This window comes from Curtobacterium citri, assembly GCF_030362955.1.
GTDB classification, from domain to species: Bacteria; Actinomycetota; Actinomycetes; order Actinomycetales; family Microbacteriaceae; genus Curtobacterium; species Curtobacterium citri.
Map to the genome: position 1 here is coordinate 140710 of NZ_JAUCML010000002.1, position 18489 is coordinate 159198.

Sequence of the window (18489 nt, forward strand, 5' to 3'; positions counted from 1 at the left end):
GGTCCCCCGTCACGAAACAGTCCGCAGGGCCGAGTCTCGTGGACGGGCCGCCGACGCGGCTACGAGCCGGTGGTCTCCTGCTTCGGGGCGTCACCCGAGATGATCGGGATCTCGCTCGTCGAGAAGTCCTTCGCCCAGTCCGACTGCGCGAGCTCGGAGCTCGGGTCGTTGTAGTCCTCGATCACGCCGGCGACCTCGTCCTCGTGCGCCACCGTCGGGCCGGAACCCATCAGCGGCGTCGCAGCCGTCTCCTTCGTGAAGTACACGGCGACGAGCCCGATCACGGCTGCGAGCATGAGGTAGAACGCGGGGATGTCCTCGGCCCACGACAGGCCGGCGTCCTTCGCCCCGGCGATGAGCGCCTGGGTCGCGAGGGGCGTGGTGCCGCCGAACAGCGAGACCGAGACGTTGAAGGCGATGGCGAGGGCGCCGTAGCGGATGATCGTCGGGAAGAGCGCCGGGAGCGTCGACGGCATGGTCGAGGTGAACGTGACGAGCACGAGCCCCAGGATCAGCAGCCCGAAGAACACGCCGGCACCGGTGCCGGACTGCACGAGCTTGAGCGCCGGCCACGACAGCAGGATGAAGCCGATGCAGCCCGCGGCGAGGACCGGACGTCGACCGAACTTGTCGGACAGACGGCCGCCGAAGGTGATGACGACCATCATGAGGATCATCACGATGACGATGAGGATCAGGCCGAACGTCGCGTTCTGGCCGAGGTTCGTCTCGAGGTAGGTCGGCATGTACGACAGCAGCATGTAGTCGGTCACGTTGAACACGAGGACCAGACCGATGCAGATGAGGAGCGACCGCCAGTTCTCGGCGAAGAGCTTGAGGAACGGCGTCTTCTGCGACTCGCGCTCGGCCGCCTGCTCCTGCTGCTTCTGGAACGCGGGCGTCTCCTCGAGCTTCAGGCGCAGGTAGAGGCCGATGAGCCCGAGCGGGCCCGCGACGAGGAACGGGATGCGCCAGCCCCAGCTGAGCAACGAGTCCTCGGGGAGGGCGTACTGCAGGGCCGTGACGATCGAGGCGCCGAGCACGTAGCCGGCGAGCGTGCCGAACTCGAGCCACGAGCCCATGAACCCGCGGCGCTTGTCCGGCGAGTACTCGGCGATGAACGTCGCGGCGCCGCCGTACTCACCGCCCGTCGAGAAGCCCTGCACGAAGCGCGCGACGAGGAGCAGCACCGGTGCCCAGAACCCGATCGTGTCGTACGAGGGGATGAGGCCGATCATGAGCGTGCCGGCGGCCATGAGGATCATGGTCAGCGCGAGGACCTTCTGGCGGCCGATCTTGTCGCCGATCGGGCCGAAGACGGCACCGCCGATCGGACGGACGATGAACGCGGCCGCGAAGAAGCCGAAGGTCGCGACGAGGTTCGACGTCGGGTCGCCCTCGGGCAGGAACACCTTCGAGATCGTGACGGTCAGGTACGCGAAGATGCCGAAGTCGAACCACTCCATCGCGTTGCCGAGTGCCGCGGCGGCGACGGCACGCTTGAGCAGCGACTCCTCGACGACGGTGACGTCGTCCTCGGTCAGCTTGCGGCGTGCACGCTTCGCGGCGGCCTTCGTGCGCAACGGCCGATCGCCGTGCTGGTGGGATTCGTTCGGTGCCAAGTTCGTTCCTCCGGTAGTGCTGTGTCTTGCCTTCGGGCGTCCGGCGGAGAGCGACTGTGCAGTCCTGACGGAAACCGCGTCCGCCGGACAAACTCCGACAGCCTAGCAGATGGAGCGCTCCGACGCGACGGCCCGCTACGATGTGCTCACCACGCACGTCCTGCGTGTCACTCAGGCACCTCACCACGGACTCGGTGCCGCACACATCGATCGAAAGGCCCCGCCATGTCGAAGCCCATGCCCGAGAAGCCCACCGTCGACGGACTCGAGCAGGTCTGGGGCCCGGTCTGGGAGCAGGACGGCACCTACCGCTTCGACCGCGACAGCGCGACGAAGGACGCGGTGTACTCGATCGACACCCCGCCGCCGACCGCCTCCGGATCGCTGCACATCGGCCACGTGTTCTCGTACACGCACACCGACCTCAAGGCCCGGTACGAGCGCATGCGCGGCAAGCACGTCTTCTACCCGATGGGCTGGGACGACAACGGCCTGCCGACCGAGCGTCGCGTGCAGAACTACTACGGCGTCCGCTGCGACCCGCAGCTCCCGTACGACCCGGCGTTCGTCCCGCCGTTCGAGGGCGGCGACGGCAAGTCCGCCAAGGCCGCCGACCAGCTGCCGATCTCGCGCCGCAACTTCATCGAGCTGTGCGAGCGCCTGACCGTGCAGGACGAGCAGCAGTTCGAGCACCTCTTCCGCACGCTCGGCCTGTCCGTGGACTGGACGCAGTCGTACCGGACCATCGACGACACCTCCCGCGCGAGCGCGCAGCGTGCCTTCCTCCGCAACCTCGAGCGCGGCGAGGCCTACCAGGCCGACGCCCCGACGCTCTGGGACGTCACGTTCCGCACCGCGGTGGCCCAGGCCGAGCTCGAGGACAAGGAGATGCCCGGCGCGTACCACGGCCTCGCGTTCCACCGCACCGACGGCGGCGAGGACGTCGTCATCCAGACCACCCGCCCCGAGCTGCTCCCCGCGTGCGTGGCCCTCGTCGCCCACCCGGACGACGAGCGCTTCCAGGACCTGTTCGGCAAGACCGTCCGCTCTCCCCTGTTCGACGTCGAGGTCCCGGTGCTCGCGCACCACCTCGCGCAGCAGGACAAGGGCGCCGGCATCGCGATGGTCTGCACCTTCGGTGACACCACCGACGTGGTGTGGTGGCGCGAGCTCCAGCTGCCGAACCGCGCGATCATCGGCTTCGACGGCCGCGTGCGCTCGGACGAGCCGACCTGGATCGAGTCCGCCCGCGGCAAGGAGCTCTACGCCGAGATGGCCGGCAAGACGGTGTTCTCGGCGAAGAAGGTCCTCGTGGACGCCCTCACCGAGTCCGGCGAGCTCGTCGGCGACGTCAAGACGATCAACCACCCGGTGAAGTTCTTCGAGAAGGGCGACAAGCCGCTCGAGATCGTCTCGACCCGCCAGTGGTACATCGTCAACGGCGCCCGCGACGAGCAGCTCCGCAGCACGCTCCACCGGCGCGGCGAGGAGATCGCGTTCCACCCGGACTTCATGCGCGTCCGCTACGACAACTGGGTCGGCGGCCTGTCCGGCGACTGGCTCATCTCGCGCCAGCGCTTCTTCGGCGTGCCGCTGCCGGTCTGGTACCCGCTCGACGCCGACGGCAACCCGGTGTTCGACCAGCCGATCGTCCCGACCGAGGACCAGCTCCCGGTCGACCCCGCATCCGAGCCGGCCCCCGGCTACGAGGAGTCCCAGCGCGGCGTCGCCGGCGGCTTCCAGGGCGAACTCGACGTGATGGACACGTGGGCGACCTCGTCGCTCACGCCGCAGCTCGCGGGCAAGTGGGAGACCGACCCGGCGCTGTACGACCTCGTGTTCCCGTACGACGTCCGCCCGCAGGCGCAGGACATCATCCGCACCTGGCTCTTCACGACGGTGCTCCGCAGCCAGCTCGAGGCCGACGTGGCCCCCTGGAAGCACGCGAGCATCTCCGGCTTCATCGTCGACCCCGACCGCAAGAAGATGTCGAAGTCGAAGGGCAACGTCGTCACGCCGCTGTCGATCCTCGAGCAGCACGGCGCGGACGCGGTCCGCTACTGGGCGGCCTCGTCGAAGCTCGGCACGGACGCGGCCTTCGACGCGCAGAACCCGAAGCAGATCAAGGTCGGCCGACGCCTGGCGATCAAGGTGCTCAACGCCGCCAAGTTCGTCTACGGGTTCGAGCTCCCGAGCGGGGCCACGAGCGTGACCGAGGCGCTCGACGTCGACATGCTCGCCGAGCTCGCGAGTGTGATCGACCAGGCCACCACGGCCTTCGACGGCTTCGACCACGCCCGCGCGCTCGAGGTCACCGAACGGTTCTTCTGGACGTTCTGCGACGACTACCTCGAGCTCGTCAAGGAGCGCGCCTACGGCACCGCGACCGACGCGACGCACGAGACGCAGGCGAGTGCGGTCCTGGCGCTGCGGGCCGCGATCGACGCACTGCTGCGGCTGCTGGCACCGTTCCTCCCGTTCGCGACGGAGGAGGTGTGGGCCTGGACCCACGAGACCAGCGTGCACCGCGCCTCCTGGCCGACGACGGCCGAACTGCCGACGCAGGCCGCTCCGACGGGCCTGCTGGCAGCCGTCGGGCAGGCGCTCATCGGCATCCGCGGTGCGAAGACCGCCGCGAAGGCCTCGCAGAAGACGCCGGTGACGCGCGCCGTCGTGTCGGCCCCGGCCGAGCAGCGTGCGCTCATCGAGCGTGCGGCGGTCGACCTGGCAGCCGTCGGGCGCATCGAGAACCTGTCGTTCACGGACGGCGAGGAGCTCGCCGTCACCGAGATCGAGCTCGCCGAGCAGCAGGCGTAGCGTCACGGGAGCAGGCCGGACCGTCCCGCGGTCCGGCCTGCGACACGACGGATCGGGACGGACTGGAGGCACGGATGCAGTTGGGCACGCGCTGGAACGTGGGTGGGGAGCCGCCGTCGCGACTGCCGGAGACGGTCGTCGTCGCCGTGCGCGGTGTCGAGGACGAGCTGGCGGCCGAGTCGGTCGACGCGTCGACCTGGCGGTGGACGCTCACCTTCCTCGAGGGCAAGCCGATCGTCGAGCTCGACGACGGCACGTCGATCCACCTCGACGCCGCGGGGCGCGCACAGGTGACGAACCCGGACGACGCGCCGGAGGAGGACTGAACCGGGCGGTCCGCCCGGGACTCCTCCGCTCCGAGGGTCAGACGAGCCCGGCGCGGTGGGCCGTGATGGCCAGCTGCGTCCGGTTCTGCAGACCGAGCTTGTCGAGGAGCCGCGAGACGTAGGTCTTGGCCGAGGCCGGCGTGACGCCGAGCCGTGCAGCGATCTGTGCGTTCGTCAGCCCCTCGCCGACGGCGACCGCGAGCTCCCGCTCCCGCGGGGTGAGGTCGGCGAGGTCGTCGTCGGCCCCCGGTCCGGCGTCCGCGACCGCCGTCGTGCCGACCGCCATCGATCCGACCGCCACCGGTCCGACCGCCGTCGGGCGGGTCGGTGTCGGGCGGGTCACCGCTCGCGCCACCACCGCCGACGCCACCGCCGGTGCCAGCACGCAGCGGTCGGCCGCGACGTCCCGAACCGCGGCCGCGAGCTCGTGCGGGCGAGCCCCCTTCAGCAGGAACCCCGACGCGCCGACCTCGAGCGCGCGGAGCACCGCGTCGTCGTGCTCGAAGGCGGTGAGCACCACCACGCGGGGCGGGACCTCGAGCGCCCGCAGGAGCCCGGTCGTCGCGATGCCGTCCAGTCCGCCGGGCATCCGGAGGTCCACGAGTGCGACGTCGACCCGCAGGCGACGGGCGACCGCCGCCCCGCGCTCCCCGTCCGGGCACTCGGCGACCACGACGATGTCCGGCTCGGACTCGAGCACGAGCCGGATGCTCGCCCGGACGTCGGCGTCGTCGTCGACGAGCAGGACACGGATCACCGGGGCACCTCGACGGTCACCCGGAAGCGCTCTCCGACGACGCCGTGCGTCACGCGTCCGCCGACCGACGCCGCGCGCTCCGCCGCGACCGCCAGTCCGTGGCCCCCGCTCGGCAGTGCCGGTGCGTGGTCCGTGACGGGGTTCTCGACCAGGACCCGGACGAGGTCGGGCCAGATCTCGCCGCGGACGTCCACCGCCGCCCCGGGGGCGTGCTTCGTCGCGTTGTGGAGGGCCTCGGCGAGCACGGCGTCCAGGACGGCGCTCGATGCGTCGTCGAGCCCGGCCGTCCGGGCGATCGGGCCGGCCGCGGGTCCGTGCCGGCGGACCACGGTGCCGTCGCGCTCCGCCGCGTCGATCGACTCCTGCCACGAGCGGGACGACCGTGCGCGGGGACCGGTCCCGATGTCCGGGCCGCTCGACGACGCGACGTGCGCGCCGTCGGCGGCGTCCGCGCCGGTCGCGCGGTCCGCGCCGTCCGCGCCGTCGCGCAGGAGTCCGACGACGAAGTGCACGTCCTCCAGGAGGTCCGCGCCCGTGTCCGCGATCCTGGTCGCCAGCGACCGGGCTTCGGCGTCGGCACTGCGCGCGGCGATCGCACTCGCGTGCAGGGTCATCCGGCTGACGTTCTGACCGACGAGGTCGTGCATGTCGCGGCTCAGGCGGAGCCGCTCGTGCGCGACGACGTCGGCCGCCCGGGCGGCGGCCACCTCGGCGGCGAGCCGGAGGCGGTCCTCACGCAGCGCGACCAACCGGGAGGCCTCCCCCACGGCACCGCCGACCAGCGCGGGCAGGACGACCCCGAGCAGCGGCGCGGTCTCCTCGGGGAGCGCGACGTGCCCGGCTCGGAACGAACAGGGCACGGGGACGAGGCCGAGCGGGTGCAGGACCGTGTACGCACCGAGGACCAGCAGCCACCCCCGCGGACGGCGGGCACCGAGCACGACCGCCATCACCATCACGAAGGAGCACGACCCGGTGGCGGCCCACACGAGGGGTGCGACCACGCTCGGGACGACGGGGAGTCGCCGGACCAGGTACAGCGACAGCCCGCCCGCGAGGAACGCCAGCAGCTGCCCGGCGTCCGGCGCCTCCCGCGCCGCGAGTGCGTCGTACCAGGTACTCCAGGCCGTCACGACCAGGGGGAACGACAGTGCGGCGGCGCGGAGGACCCGGCGGGTGCGGAGGTCCGGGGCATCGACGAGCCGCTCGATCCACCGATGGGGTCGCGGGAGGGCGCCCGTCGCGACTGCTGCTTGGAATATCACATGTTCAGTATATGCACCGCGGTCGCGATGCAGCGAGCGGACCCCGGTACACTCGGGAACGGCCGTTCCCGTCTGCTCGGAGCGACCGCCGCACGGGATCGGGAGGACGACCGTTGGCGAACGCCGTGGACCAGGAGACGAGCGAGCGCATCCGCGCCACCGCCGACGCGCTCTTCGCCGCCCGTGGGTTCCAGTCGGTCGGCATGGACGACATCCGGACCGGTGCCGGCGTCTCGCTGAAGAAGCTCTACGCCGCGTTCCCGGGCAAGGACCAGCTCATCGCCGCGGTCCTCGCCGGGCGGCACGCCACGTGGGAGCAGGGCATCACCGCGGCCGTCGCGGCTGCGACGGCTCCGCGGGACCGACTCCTCGTGATGTACGACTTCCTCGAGCAGTGGTTCGGCGACGACACGTTCCGCGGGTGCGGCTTCATCAACGCCTTCGGGGAGCTCGGCGGGACCTCCCCCGCGGTGGCGGAGATCGCACGGGCACACAAGGAATCCTTCCAGCGCTACGTCGCCGGGCTGGCCGCCGACGTCGTCGCCGACGCGGAGACCGCCGAGGAGCTCGCCGCGCAGCTCGCGCTGCTCGCCGAGGGGGCGCAGACCACGGCGGCCATCGCGGGCGACACCGCACCGGCGCGGCACGCGCGCCGTGCCGCCGCGACCCTCATCGACGCCGCGACGCGCTGACGGCCCGCGCGGCCCACGGGGCGAGCGCGCGACCAGGTGACGGACGGGAGGCGCGTGGCGGGGCCGCCGCGCTCCTCCCGTCCGTAGTGTGGGGACCATGGCAACCCCGTTCGACGAACCGAGCACCCTCCCCTACGCCCTCCCGCCGTTCGACGACGTCCGGCTCGAGCACTTCCGCCCCGCGTTCGACGCCGGGACGGCCGAGCAGCGCGCCGAGGTCGAGGCGATCGCCGCCTCGGACGAGGCCCCGACCTTCGAGAACACGCTCGTGGCGCTCGAGCGCTCCGGGCAGCTGCTGACGCGCGTCTCCCACGTGTTCTTCACCCTGTCCTCCGCCGACTCGACGCCCGAGCTGCACGACCTCGAGGCCGAGGTCTCCCCGCTGCTCGCCGCGCACCGTGACGCGATCACGCTCGACTCCCGGCTGTACGCGCGCGTCGACGCGGTGCGTGCCGCCCTGGGCGACCGGGCCGACCTGACGGACGAGGACCGCCGTCTCGTCGAGCGGACCCACACCGAGATGACGCTCGCCGGCGCCGGACTCGACGAAGCCGGCAAGGAGCGCCTGACCGCGATCAACCAGGAGCTCTCGACGCTCACCACGACCTTCGAGCGGAACCTGCTCGAGGACACCAACGACCTCGCCGTGCACGTCACCGACGAACAGGAGCTCGACGGGCTCGACGACGGCGCGAGGTCCGCCGCTGCCGGGGCCGCTCGCGACCGGGGGCTCGACGGGTGGTTGATCACCCTGCCGCTGTACACCGGGCACCCGTGGCTCGCGTCGCTGACCGACCGTGGGCTCCGGGAGCGGATGATGCGGGCCTCACGCTCCCGCGGGCGCCGCGGGAACGAGCACGACAACCGGGACGTGCTGCTGCGGATCGTGCGCCTCCGCGCCGAGCGCGCGGAACTGCTCGGGTTCCCGAACCACGCCGCCGTCGTCACCGCGGACGAGACCGCCCGGACGCCCGAGGCCGTCGACGGCCTGCTGTCGTCGCTCGTGCCGGCCGCGACGGCGAACGCCGACGACGAGCGGGCCGTCCGTTCCCGCACCGTCGGCTTCGACGTCGAGGCGTGGGACTGGGCGTACGCGACCGAGGTCCTGCGCGGCGAGCAGTTCGCCGCGGACAGCTCGGCGCTCCGGCCGTACTTCGAGGCCGACCGGGTCCTGCGCGACGGCGTCTTCCACGCGGCCGGCGCGCTCTACGGGCTGACGTTCACCGAGCGTCCGGACCTGCACGGCTACAACGACGAGGTCCGGGTCTTCGAGGTGCGTTCGGACGACGACGAACCGGTCGGGCTCTACCTGCTCGACCTGTACACGCGGGACGGCAAGCGCGGTGGCGCGTGGATGAACCCCGTCGTCGAGCAGTCCGAGCTGCTCGGCACGCTGCCGGTCGTCGTCAACAACCTCAACGTGGCGAAGCCGGCGGCGGGGTCCCCCACGCTCCTCATCCAGGACGAGGTCGAGACGCTCTTCCACGAGTTCGGGCACGCGCTGCACGGACTCATCGCCCGGACGACGTACCCGCGGTTCTCGGGGACGAACGTCGAACGTGACTTCGTCGAGTTCCCGTCGCAGGTGAACGAGATGTGGGTGTCGTGGCCGTCGGTGCTCGCGAACTACGCCAAGCACCACGAGACCGGTGCGCCGCTGCCGCCGGAGCTCGTGCTCGGCCTGAGCGACTCGGCCGGCTTCAACGAGGGCTTCTCGACCACGGAGTACCTCGCCGCGGCGCTCCTCGACCAGGCGTGGCACCGGCTGTCCGCGGCGGCAGCAGCCGAGGTCACCGACGTCGAGGCGTTCGAGCGACAGGCCCTGACGGACGCCGGGGTGGACGTGCACGCCGTGCCGCCGCGGTACTCGTCGACGTACTTCGCGCACACCTTCTCGGGCGGGTACGACGCCGGGTACTACGGGTACATCTGGTCCGAGGTGCTCGACGCCGACACCGTCGAGTGGTTCCGCGAGAACGGCGGGCTGTCCCGGGAGGCCGGGGCGCGGTTCGCGGCGAAGGTGCTCGGCGTCGGCGGGGCGCAGGACCCGCTGGAGGCCTACCGCGCGTTCCGCGGGCGCGACGCCGAGGTCGGCCCGCTGCTGCGTCGCCGCGGGCTGGAGTAGGCGCGCGGCGGGGCGGCGGCACCGCGGCCCCGCGGCCCCGCGGGCCCGCGGGCCGGCGGGCCGGCGGTCCCGCGGCCCGACGTCCGAACCGCTGGTGTCGAACCACGGATGCGACGTCGAACCAGGGCACCCTGCTGGTTCGACGTCGTGTTCGTGGTTCGATCCCGGGCGGGAGGGACGGGACGGACGGCACGGACCGGACGCATCCGCACGGAGCGCCCCCCACACACACGAACGGCCCGACCCCCGAGGGGACCGGGCCGTTCGCGAACCGCGAGCTACGCGGACTTCTCGACGCGCTTTGCCCGCGGGTGCGGCACGATCGTCGGCGCCGCGTTCTCGAGCACGGACTCGCGCGTGATCACCACGCGTGCGACGTCGTCGTCCGAGGGCACGTCGAACATGACCGGCCCGAGGACCTCCTCGAGGATGGCGCGGAGACCACGGGCACCGGTCTGCCGCAGCACGGCGAGGTCGGCGATGGCCTCGAGCGCGCCGCGGTCGAACTCGAGCTCGACCCCGTCGATCTGGAACATCCGCTGGTACTGCTTCACCAGCGCGTTCTTGGGCTCGGTCAGGATCTGCATGAGCGCCGACTGGTCGAGCTGCGACACCGTGGTGACGACGGGGAGACGCCCGATGAACTCGGGGATCAGACCGAACTTGTGCAGGTCCTCCGGCAGGACGTCCGCGAAGAGGTCCTGCTGGTCGAGCGGGCTGTGGAGCGGCGCGCCGAACCCGATGCCGCGCTTGCCGACGCGCGAGGACACGATGTCCTCGAGCCCTGCGAACGCCCCGGCGACGATGAACAGCACGTTCGTCGTGTCGATCTGGATGAACTCCTGGTGCGGGTGCTTCCGTCCACCCTGCGGCGGGACCGAGGCCGTCGTCCCCTCGAGGATCTTGAGCAGCGCCTGCTGCACGCCCTCGCCCGAGACGTCGCGCGTGATCGAGGGGTTCTCGGCCTTCCGCGCGATCTTGTCGACCTCGTCGATGTAGATGATGCCGGTCTCGGCCCGCTTGACGTCGTAGTCCGCGGCCTGGATCAGCTTGAGGAGGATGTTCTCGACGTCCTCGCCCACGTAGCCGGCCTCGGTCAGGGCAGTCGCGTCGGCGACCGCGAACGGCACGTTCAGACGCTTCGCGAGCGTCTGGGCCAGGTAGGTCTTGCCGCAGCCGGTCGGACCGATGAGCAGGATGTTCGACTTGGCGATCTCGACGTCGTCGCGGTCCTCCGCGGCGGTGATCTGCCCCTGCGCGCGGATGCGCTTGTAGTGGTTGTAGACGGCCACGGCGAGGGCACGCTTCGCGGGGTCCTGCCCGATGACGTACTCCTGCAGGAAGTCGAAGATCTCGCGGGGCTTCGGCAGGTCGAAGTCGCCGCCGGTGGTGTCCTCGCCGGCCTCGGCCAGGCGCTCCTCGATGATCTCGTTGCACAGCTCGACGCACTCGTCGCAGATGTACACCCCCGGTCCGGCGATGAGCTGCTGGACCTGCTTCTGGCTCTTGCCGCAGAAGGAGCACTTCAGCAGGTCAGCGCTCTCTCCGATGCGTGCCATGTCGGTGCCCTCCTTGGATGACCGGTGCGGATGACCGGTGCGGTCGACCGATGCAGGCTGGTGACCCGCCCGATGGATCGACTCTAACCGCATCCGGTGACACCGACCGCGACGCCGTCCGGCCTGTCCCGGCACGTTCGCCCAGGGCGTGCACACCTGGTACGGTGACTCCGGTTCCTCTACAAGTTGTAGAGGTCGGAAGGACCCCATGACGAAGCGACTCGCCCTCCTCGGTACCGGCACCCTCGGCGTCACCGCCGCGATCGTCCTCGGCACCGCCGCTGCGGCCAGCGCCCACGTCGAGGCCGACGCGACCTCCACCGCGGCGAACTCGTACACCACGGCCACATTCTCGGTGCCGCACGGATGCGACGGCTCCCCCACCACGAAGCTCGTCTTCCAGGTGCCCGAGTCCGTCATCGAGGTCACGCCGACGGTCAACCCGAACTGGACGATCACGAAGGCCACCGAGCCGTACACCGCTCCGTCGAGCGGCACCGCGAGCGACGAGGAGACCGAGGCCGGCGCCGAGCGCGTCACGAGTGTCACCTACACCGCGAAGACCCCGCTCCCCGCCGACGAGCGCGACACCTTCGCCCTGTCGTTCTCCCTGCCGGACGGCAAGCCCGGCGACCGGGTGTCCTTCCCCGTGGTGCAGACCTGCGAGCGCGGCTCGGTCGACTGGGACCAGGCGCAGGAGTCCGGGAAGGCCGAGCCGGAGCACCCCGCGCCCTCGATCGTGCTGACCGCCGCCACCACCCAGGGCGACGACGACGACGCCACCACCGCCACCGCGAGCGACACCGGCACGACCGCGGCGCAGCCCGACCTCGTCGGTCGCTTCCTCGGGCTCGGCGGCCTGGTCGTCGGCGCCGTCGGACTGGTCGTCGCGGTCGCGGCGACGCGTCGCCGGGACGCATCGAAGTGACCCTCGGATCGCGTCCGACGCGCGGCAGCCGGTCCTGGACGGTCCGACGTCCGGCCTGGAGGCCCGTGGCCGCGACCGCCGCGGCCCTCGCCGTCGCAGGCGGCGCGGTCCTCGGCCTGGCCGCCCCCGCCAGCGCGCACAACTACCTCGTGTCCTCGACGCCCGAGGTGGGCGGGACGCTCACCGAGCTCCCGGACCGCTTCGACATCACGACGAACGACCGGTTGCTGGCCATCGGCGGCTCGGACTCCGGCTTCGCCTTCCGCGTGATCGGTCCCGACGGGAGGTACCACGAGGACGGCTGCGTCTCCGTGGACGGCCCGTCGATGACCACGAAGGCCGCCCTCGGGAGCTCCGGCAGGTACGAGGTCGAGTGGCAGATCGTCTCCGCCGACGGCCACACCGTCTCCGACCGCTACGACTTCACGTGGAAGGCGCCGGCCGGCTTCTCGCCCGACCGCGGCTCCGCGACGCCGGCGACGTGCGCGACCGGTGACGGGTCGAGCCCCGCCCCGGGCTCGACGAACGGCAGCGAGGCCGCCGGCGACGACTCGAGTGCGACGGACGCGCTCTTCATCGGTGCCGGCGGGATCGTCCTGGCCGGCGTCGTCGTCGCGGTCCTGCTCCTGCTCCGGCGCCGACCGGCACCCGCGGCTGACGACCACGACGAGGACTGACCGGGGCCGGACGGCGGGCCGTCACACGGTCCCGGGGTCGTCACCCGGACCGTACTGCGTCACCACGAGGGTCTGTCGTCGTTCCTCGAGGTCCGAGTCGAGCTCGATCGTCCACTCCCCCCGGTGGTCGACGTGCCCTTCGCCGAGCACGTCGTCGGTGTCCTTCCGGCGGACGACGACCGCGCTCCCCGGCTCCCCGTGCCCCGTCAGGACCGGGCGGAGATCGGTGTCGGCACCGTCCTCGGGCGACGCGATGCTCACGGCGGTGAAGACGCCGTCATCGCGCACGAGCCCGCCGTCGACGATCCGGAACCGCTGGACGAGGTCGGTCGAAGCGGGCATCCGCTCGCTGTCCCGCCAGGGGAACACCCCGTCGTGCTGCTGGTGCCGGATGACCAGGATCTGCCCCTCCTGCCAGTGCGCGTCGAACCGGTCGGCGAGCGGGTACGCGGTCTCGTCACCCTTGATCGACCAGTCGCCGAGCGACCGTTCGCCGTCGGCCGACCGCAGTTCGATGCCGATGTACTCGCGCCCGGCCCACGAGGAGTGGGCCTGGTAGGTCGTGCGGGGCACGAGCCGGAGCTCGTGGTCCTCGGGCAGGATGGCGAGCCGCGCGACCGGGCGGTCCTTCTGCCCGAGGAGGTCGACCAGGTTCCCGGCCCGGGCACGGATCGTCCCGTCGATCACCTCCCGCGGTCCGCGGGGGTCCACCAGCTCCACGGTGATGCTCCCGTACCCCTGGTCGACCGCCGACACCGTCGTGGCACCGACGGACACGGGCGCACCGTCACTGCTGCCGATCCCCTCGACGGGCACATCGGGGAAGTGCCGCTGCCCGACGACGACCTCGGGGGCACCGACGATCGCGCCGACCGGGGTACCCACCTCGGGCAGGACGTGCTCCGGACGGTCCGTCGACGTGTCCACGTTCTCCCAGATCGCCCGCTGGAGTGCGGGACGCTGCGCAAGGTCGGCCGCGGCCTGCTCGCCGATCGGGATGCCCCACTGCTCGAAGAACGGTCGGAGATCGCGATCGGCGAGCCGCCCGGCCACCGTGGCGAAGGAGTCGTCCTCGGCGATCCGCCCCGCGAGCGGACGGACGTCCGCATCGGCGGCGGTGATGCTCGTCCCGGGCGGCGCCGTCACGGTGAGCACACCAGCGACCGTCCGCTCCGGGACGACGGCGATCCACCCGGACTCGGTGCCCACACCCAGCGGCGTGCGCTCGACCGGGATGGCCACGTCCGGCGCGGTCACGTCCACCGGCAGGGTTCCGGTCGCCACCACGGCACCGCCCTCGGGGTCCACGACGCGGACCGACCCGGAGGTCCGACCGGGCGGGGTCTCCGGGCTGACACGGAGCCGGACCTTCGGCACGCGCCACCCCTCCGACCACGAGTTCCTGCCCACCCAGGTCGCCGAGCTCCCGTCCGACGCGATCGAGCCCTCCAGGGGCCGGACGTCAGCGTCCGCCCAGACGATCGTCGTCCCGGGTGGTGCCGTCACGCGGAGCTCGCCGAGCACGAGCGACGACGGCACCAGGCGGATCCAGTCCGACACGGCCCCGGGTCCGACCCGGGCGGGGTCCGCGGTGACGTCCACGACGTCCGTCGATCGCTGCTCGGACGACCCGACCGCTGCAGCACCGTCGCCAGCGGCGAGGACGCCGGTGGAACCCAGCAGGGTGACGAGCAGCCCGGCAGCCGCGAGCCGCACGACGCTCCGGTGGCGGGACCAGGAGGAGAACATCAGCATACGGAATACCGTATCGTGCATCGGCAACGACGAAGGCCCCGGACCAGCGGGTCCGGGGCCTTCGACCGTGCGGTGCGGTGCTACTTGACGAGCGCCGGCAGGTTCTTGCGGCTCGTGAGGACCTGGTCGATCAGGCCGTACTCCAGAGCCTCTTCGGCGGACATGATCTTGTCGCGCTCGATGTCGTTGTTGACCTGCTCCGGCGTCTTGTTGGAGTGCTTCGACAGCGTCTCCTCGAGCCAGGTGCGCATGCGGAGGATCTCCGCCGCCTGGATCTCGATGTCGGACGCCTGGCCGCCGCCCTGCTGCACGGCGGGCTGGTGGATGAGCACGCGGGCGTTCGGCAGGGCGAGACGCTTGCCGGGGGTACCGGCAGCGAGGAGCACCGACGCGGCCGAGGCCGCCTGGCCGAGGCAGACCGTCTGGATCTGCGGGCGGATGTACTGCATCGTGTCGTAGATCGCCGTCATCGCGGTGAACGAGCCACCGGGCGAGTTGATGTACATGACGATGTCGCGGTCCGGGTCCATCGACTCGAGCACGAGCAGCTGGGCCATGACGTCGTCGGCGGACGCGTCGTCCACCTGCACGCCGAGGAACACGATGCGGTCCTCGAAGAGCTTCGCGTACGGGTCCTGCCGCTTGAAGCCGTAGGCCGTGCGCTCCTCGAAGCTGGGGAGGATGTAGCGATCGGACGGAGCCGGGACGTTCTGCGCGCCACCGAGCATGGGGAGGTGCATTCTCGTTTCCTTCTCTTCGGTGGTGGTCAGTTGGACTCGGGCTCGGCCGCCGACGTCGGCGTCTCGCCGTCGCCCACGGTTCCGCCGCCGCCGATGACCTCGATCGACGAGGCACGGAGGTGGTCGACGAAGCCGTACTCGAGGGCCTCCTGCGCCGTGAACCAGTTGTCGCGGTCGTTGTCCTTGAGGACCTGCTCGATCGACTTGCCGGTCTGCTCGGCCGTGAGCTCCGCCATCCGCTGCTTCATGTCGAGGATGACCTTGGCCTGCGTCTGGATGTCGGCAGCGGTGCCGCCGAAGCCACCGGACGGCTGGTGCAGGAGCACGCGCGCGTTCGGGGTGATGTAGCGCTTGCCCGGGGTGCCCGACGAGAGCAGGAACTGCCCCATCGAGGCCGCGAGGCCGATGCCCACGGTGACGATGTCGTTCGGCACGAACTGCATCGTGTCGTAGATCGCCATGCCCGCGGTGATCGAACCACCGGGCGAGTTGATGTAGAGGTAGATGTCCTTCTCGGGGTCCTCGGCGGCGAGCATCAGCAGCTTCGCTGCGATCTCGTTCGAGTTGTCGTCGCGGACCTCAGAGCCGAGCCACACGATCCGGTCTCTCAGAAGGCGGTCAAAAACACTGGGGTTCAGTGTCGCTTCGGCCATGGAAAAGCTCCCGTTCAGTTGTCGCTTGATGTCGAACTTATCGGGTGCAACGCACCACTTCGCGCCTGTTCGCTCTGGGCGGTCGGATGGTGCCGGGACGACGGACGGGAGGCACGGTGCCAGCTGGCACCGTGCCTCCCGTCCGTCAGCGCGTCGCGTTACTTCGCGTCGGCCTCGGTGGTCTCGTCAGCCGACTCGTCGGCGTCCGACTCCTGCGCCACACCGGCGGTGAAGGCGGAGAGGTCGACGGCGTCGCCGTTGGTGTCCTTGACGGTCACCTTGGCGAGGACGGTCGCGACCGCCTTCGAGCGGGCGACCTCGCCGACCATGCCGGGGATCTGGCCGTTCTGGTCGATGACCTTGATGAACTCGGCCGGCTCCATGCCGTACTGCGCCGCAGCCTGGATGAGGTACTGCGTGAGTTCCTCCTGGGAGACCTGGATCTCCTCCTTCTCGGCGATGGCGTCGAGGAGGATCTGCGAGCGGAAGGCCTTCTCGCTGGACTCGGAGACCTCCTTGCGGTGCTCCTCGTCCTCGAGACGGTTCTCCTGCTCGAGGTGACGGTGCACCTCGTCCTCGATGAGCTGCTCCGAGATCGGGATGTTCACGTCCTCGATGAGCTTCTCGACGAGCTTGTCGCGAGCCGCGGCGCCCTGACCGAAGGTCTTGGACTTCGCGATCTGCTCCTTCAGGTCCGCCTTGAGCTCGTCGATGGTGTCGAACTGGCTGGCGATCTGGGCGAACTCGTCGTCGGCCTCGGGGAGCTCGCGCTCCTTGACGGCGGTGACGGTCACGGCGATCTGCGCGGTCTCGCCCTCGCGGTCACCACCGACCAGCGTGGACTCGAACGTGGTCGACTCACCGGCGGTGAGCGACTCGAGCGCCTCGTCGATGCCCTCGAGCAGGTCGCCCGAGCCGATCTCGTAGGAGACGCCGGTGGCCGAGTCGACCTCGTCGTCGCCGATGGTGGCGGTCAGGTCGATCTGGGCGAAGTCGCCGGTCTTCGCCGGACGGTCGACCGTGACGAGCGTGCCGAAGCGGGTGCGCAGGTTCTGCAGCTCCTCCTCGATCTCGTCGTCGGAGACGTCGACGGCGTCGACCGTGAGCTCGTACTCGCCGTAGTTCGGCAGGTCGAACTCCGGACGGACGTCCACCTCGAAGGTGAGGACGAGGTCGCCGGAGAAGTCCTTCACGTTCGGGAGCTCGGCGACGTCGGCCTCGGCGCGACCGAGGATGCGCAGCTCCTGCTCCTCCACCGCCTGGCGGTAGAAGGTGTCGATGGCGTCACCGACGGCGTGGTTCAGGACCTCGCCGCGGCCGACGCGCTGGTCGACGATCGCCGGCGGGACCTTCCCCTTGCGGAAGCCGGGGATGTTGATCTGCTCGGCGATGTGCTTGTAGGCGTGGTCGATGCTCGGCTTGAGATCGTCCGGCGTCACGTTCACGGTGAGCTTGACGCGGGTGTCGCTCACCTTGTCGACGGTGCTGGTGGCCAAGGGATGTACTCCTGTTGGTTGACGTTCGAGTGGACCTGGTCGGGGCGACAGGATTTGAACCTGCGACCTCCCGCTCCCAAAGCGGGCGCTCTACCAAGCTGAGCTACGCCCCGTGACTGGGCCAGGGTGGTCGCGCACGCCCGAGGGCACGCACGACCGCGACGAGTCTAGCGGTCCGCCGGTGCCTGGTTCCCGGGAGGCGTGCCGGGGTCGGGCGCGTCGGCCTCCGCGCGCCGCCGCAGCCCCTGCCGCCAGCGCACCCCGACGACGACCTGGACCCCGAGCGCGGCGACCATGAGCACGACGCCGAGCACGATCCGCCAGACGTGCAGCAGGGCGTGCAGCGGTTGCGCCTGGGGGTCGCCGAAGGCCTCGGGCCGCAGGGAGAACACCACGGCAGCCAGGGCCAGCAGCACGAAGGAGACGACGCGGGAGCGCTTGATGCGGCGTGTGTCCGACCCGTCGGGCTGCGGGAGCACGTTCGATGGCATGGGGGTGGTCGTTCGTCCGCTACGATGGTGGCGCTGCGGACCTGGTGCCGCAGTGCGGGGATGTAGCTCAATGGTAGAGCCCCAGTCTTCCAAACTGGCCACGCGGGTTCGATTCCCGTCATCCCCTCCGTGTCCTCCAGCGCTGCGCGAGGGTCGTCGGCTGCTCGTCCCGGTCCCGTCCTCGTGACGCCCGCCCGCGTCCTGGCTGTCTCGCGCCCTGGCCGTCTCGCGCCCTGGCGTCCGGAAGCCCGAGTGGTCTCCGAGAGCGGCAGTCCTCCCGGAGAGTCCGGCGTCAGGGAGCGCTGAACGTCAGGATCAGGTGGACCGTGTCGCCGACCTCGACCCCCGCCCGCCGCCGCTCCGCGGTGCGCAGGGGCACGAGGTAGCCGCCGTCCTTCGGGAACAACGAGGTGGTCCAGCGCACGCTGCCGATCGTCACGCCGGCCGGCACGACGCCCCACCCGTAGGTCAGCTCGGACGCCAGCTCGTGCACGAGGTCGACCACGTCGGGCGGGACGACCGCGAAGACGAACGGGGCGGGCCCCCGCCACTCGATGACGTCGCCGTCGAACTCGATGTCCACGCG

At 71.1% G+C, this 18489-nt stretch carries 16 protein-coding genes and 2 tRNA genes; 7 read left to right on the plus strand and 11 right to left on the minus strand.

The window, feature by feature from the left end; genetic code table 11:
• Positions 1-59: 59 nt before the first annotated feature.
• Positions 60-1622 (minus strand): glycine betaine/L-proline transporter ProP, encoded by a 1563-nt coding sequence (proP, locus tag QUG92_RS03135; RefSeq protein ID WP_289457632.1) that lies wholly within the window; start codon positions 1620-1622, stop codon positions 60-62.
• 225 nt (positions 1623-1847) lie between these two features.
• Between proP and valS the strand changes: the two genes are divergently transcribed.
• Positions 1848-4439: a valine--tRNA ligase gene (gene valS, locus QUG92_RS03140; protein WP_259346064.1), complete on the plus strand. Its 2592-nt coding sequence runs from the start codon at positions 1848-1850 to the stop codon at positions 4437-4439.
• A gap of 74 nt (positions 4440-4513) precedes the next feature.
• Complete coding sequence (locus QUG92_RS03145) at positions 4514-4765, plus strand: hypothetical protein (protein ID WP_289457633.1); 252 nt, start codon at positions 4514-4516, stop codon at positions 4763-4765.
• A gap of 37 nt (positions 4766-4802) precedes the next feature.
• Here the strand turns inward: QUG92_RS03145 and QUG92_RS03150 are convergent, their stop codons facing one another.
• Together QUG92_RS03150 and QUG92_RS03155 are read right to left on the minus strand one after the other, a co-directional pair.
• Positions 4803-5522, minus strand: a complete 720-nt coding sequence (locus QUG92_RS03150) for a response regulator (RefSeq protein WP_289457634.1) — start codon at positions 5520-5522, stop codon at positions 4803-4805.
• On the minus strand, positions 5519-6787 hold the full coding sequence (locus tag QUG92_RS03155) for a sensor histidine kinase (protein ID WP_289457635.1): 1269 nt from the start codon (positions 6785-6787) through the stop codon (positions 5519-5521). Before QUG92_RS03155 ends, QUG92_RS03150 begins: the two co-directional genes overlap by 4 nt.
• Before the next feature lie 113 nt (positions 6788-6900).
• Here QUG92_RS03155 and QUG92_RS03160 point away from each other — a divergent pair, with 113 nt between their 5' ends.
• Together QUG92_RS03160 and QUG92_RS03165 are read left to right on the plus strand one after the other, a co-directional pair.
• Positions 6901-7479: a TetR/AcrR family transcriptional regulator gene (locus QUG92_RS03160; protein WP_289457636.1), complete on the plus strand. Its 579-nt coding sequence runs from the start codon at positions 6901-6903 to the stop codon at positions 7477-7479.
• 97 nt (positions 7480-7576) lie between these two features.
• A complete protein-coding gene (locus QUG92_RS03165; RefSeq protein WP_289457637.1) occupies positions 7577-9604 on the plus strand; it encodes a M3 family metallopeptidase in 2028 nt (675 codons plus the stop codon).
• 278 nt (positions 9605-9882) lie between these two features.
• On the opposite strand, the gene clpX is transcribed toward QUG92_RS03165, so the two are convergent.
• Positions 9883-11163 (minus strand): ATP-dependent Clp protease ATP-binding subunit ClpX, encoded by a 1281-nt coding sequence (clpX, locus tag QUG92_RS03170; RefSeq protein ID WP_069711509.1) that lies wholly within the window; start codon positions 11161-11163, stop codon positions 9883-9885.
• Between the two features lie 208 nt (positions 11164-11371).
• Between clpX and QUG92_RS03175 the strand changes: the two genes are divergently transcribed.
• On the plus strand, positions 11372-12091 hold the full coding sequence (locus QUG92_RS03175; RefSeq protein WP_289457638.1) for a YcnI family copper-binding membrane protein: 720 nt from the start codon (positions 11372-11374) through the stop codon (positions 12089-12091).
• Between the two features lie 65 nt (positions 12092-12156).
• A complete protein-coding gene (locus QUG92_RS03180; RefSeq protein WP_289457639.1) occupies positions 12157-12768 on the plus strand; it encodes a copper resistance CopC family protein in 612 nt (203 codons plus the stop codon).
• A 21-nt stretch (positions 12769-12789) separates the two neighbouring features.
• Here the strand turns inward: QUG92_RS03180 and QUG92_RS03185 are convergent, their stop codons facing one another.
• The 6 genes from QUG92_RS03185 to QUG92_RS03210 form a co-directional block, all read right to left on the minus strand.
• The gene (locus QUG92_RS03185; RefSeq protein WP_289457640.1) at positions 12790-14523 is read right to left on the minus strand and encodes an Ig-like domain-containing protein; all 1734 of its coding nucleotides are present in this window, start codon (positions 14521-14523) and stop codon (positions 12790-12792) included.
• An 80-nt stretch (positions 14524-14603) separates the two neighbouring features.
• Positions 14604-15263: an ATP-dependent Clp protease proteolytic subunit gene (locus QUG92_RS03190; protein ID WP_069711513.1), complete on the minus strand. Its 660-nt coding sequence runs from the start codon at positions 15261-15263 to the stop codon at positions 14604-14606.
• Between the two features lie 26 nt (positions 15264-15289).
• Positions 15290-15916, minus strand: coding sequence for an ATP-dependent Clp protease proteolytic subunit (locus tag QUG92_RS03195; RefSeq protein WP_069711514.1), 627 nt, complete (start codon positions 15914-15916; stop codon positions 15290-15292).
• A 158-nt stretch (positions 15917-16074) separates the two neighbouring features.
• Positions 16075-17412: a trigger factor gene (gene tig, locus QUG92_RS03200; RefSeq protein WP_289457641.1), complete on the minus strand. Its 1338-nt coding sequence runs from the start codon at positions 17410-17412 to the stop codon at positions 16075-16077.
• A gap of 36 nt (positions 17413-17448) precedes the next feature.
• A tRNA-Pro gene (locus tag QUG92_RS03205) sits at positions 17449-17525 on the minus strand.
• A 54-nt stretch (positions 17526-17579) separates the two neighbouring features.
• The gene (locus QUG92_RS03210; RefSeq protein WP_289457642.1) at positions 17580-17903 is read right to left on the minus strand and encodes a hypothetical protein; all 324 of its coding nucleotides are present in this window, start codon (positions 17901-17903) and stop codon (positions 17580-17582) included.
• A gap of 56 nt (positions 17904-17959) precedes the next feature.
• Between QUG92_RS03210 and QUG92_RS03215 the strand changes: the two genes are divergently transcribed.
• A tRNA-Gly gene (locus tag QUG92_RS03215) sits at positions 17960-18030 on the plus strand.
• Positions 18031-18195: 165 nt separating this feature from the next.
• Here QUG92_RS03215 and QUG92_RS03220 read toward each other — a convergent pair.
• On the minus strand, positions 18196-18486 hold the full coding sequence (locus QUG92_RS03220) for a DUF1905 domain-containing protein (protein ID WP_289457643.1): 291 nt from the start codon (positions 18484-18486) through the stop codon (positions 18196-18198).
• Between the last annotated feature and the right edge of the window lie 3 nt (positions 18487-18489).

Excerpts from the sequence above, each read along its gene's own strand:
- QUG92_RS03185 (WP_289457640.1), bottom strand. The coding sequence starts at position 14,523 with ATGCTGATGTTCTCCTCCTGGTCCCGCCACCGGAGCGTCGTGCGGCTC.
- valS (WP_259346064.1), top strand. The coding sequence starts at position 1,848 with ATGTCGAAGCCCATGCCCGAGAAGCCCACCGTCGACGGACTCGAGCAG.
- QUG92_RS03165 (WP_289457637.1), top strand. The coding sequence starts at position 7,577 with ATGGCAACCCCGTTCGACGAACCGAGCACCCTCCCCTACGCCCTCCCG.
- clpX (WP_069711509.1), bottom strand. The coding sequence starts at position 11,163 with ATGGCACGCATCGGAGAGAGCGCTGACCTGCTGAAGTGCTCCTTCTGC.
- QUG92_RS03145 (WP_289457633.1), top strand. The coding sequence starts at position 4,514 with ATGCAGTTGGGCACGCGCTGGAACGTGGGTGGGGAGCCGCCGTCGCGA.
- QUG92_RS03210 (WP_289457642.1), bottom strand. The coding sequence starts at position 17,903 with ATGCCATCGAACGTGCTCCCGCAGCCCGACGGGTCGGACACACGCCGC.
- QUG92_RS03175 (WP_289457638.1), top strand. The coding sequence starts at position 11,372 with ATGACGAAGCGACTCGCCCTCCTCGGTACCGGCACCCTCGGCGTCACC.
- QUG92_RS03195 (WP_069711514.1), bottom strand. The coding sequence starts at position 15,916 with ATGGCCGAAGCGACACTGAACCCCAGTGTTTTTGACCGCCTTCTGAGA.
- QUG92_RS03190 (WP_069711513.1), bottom strand. The coding sequence starts at position 15,263 with ATGCACCTCCCCATGCTCGGTGGCGCGCAGAACGTCCCGGCTCCGTCC.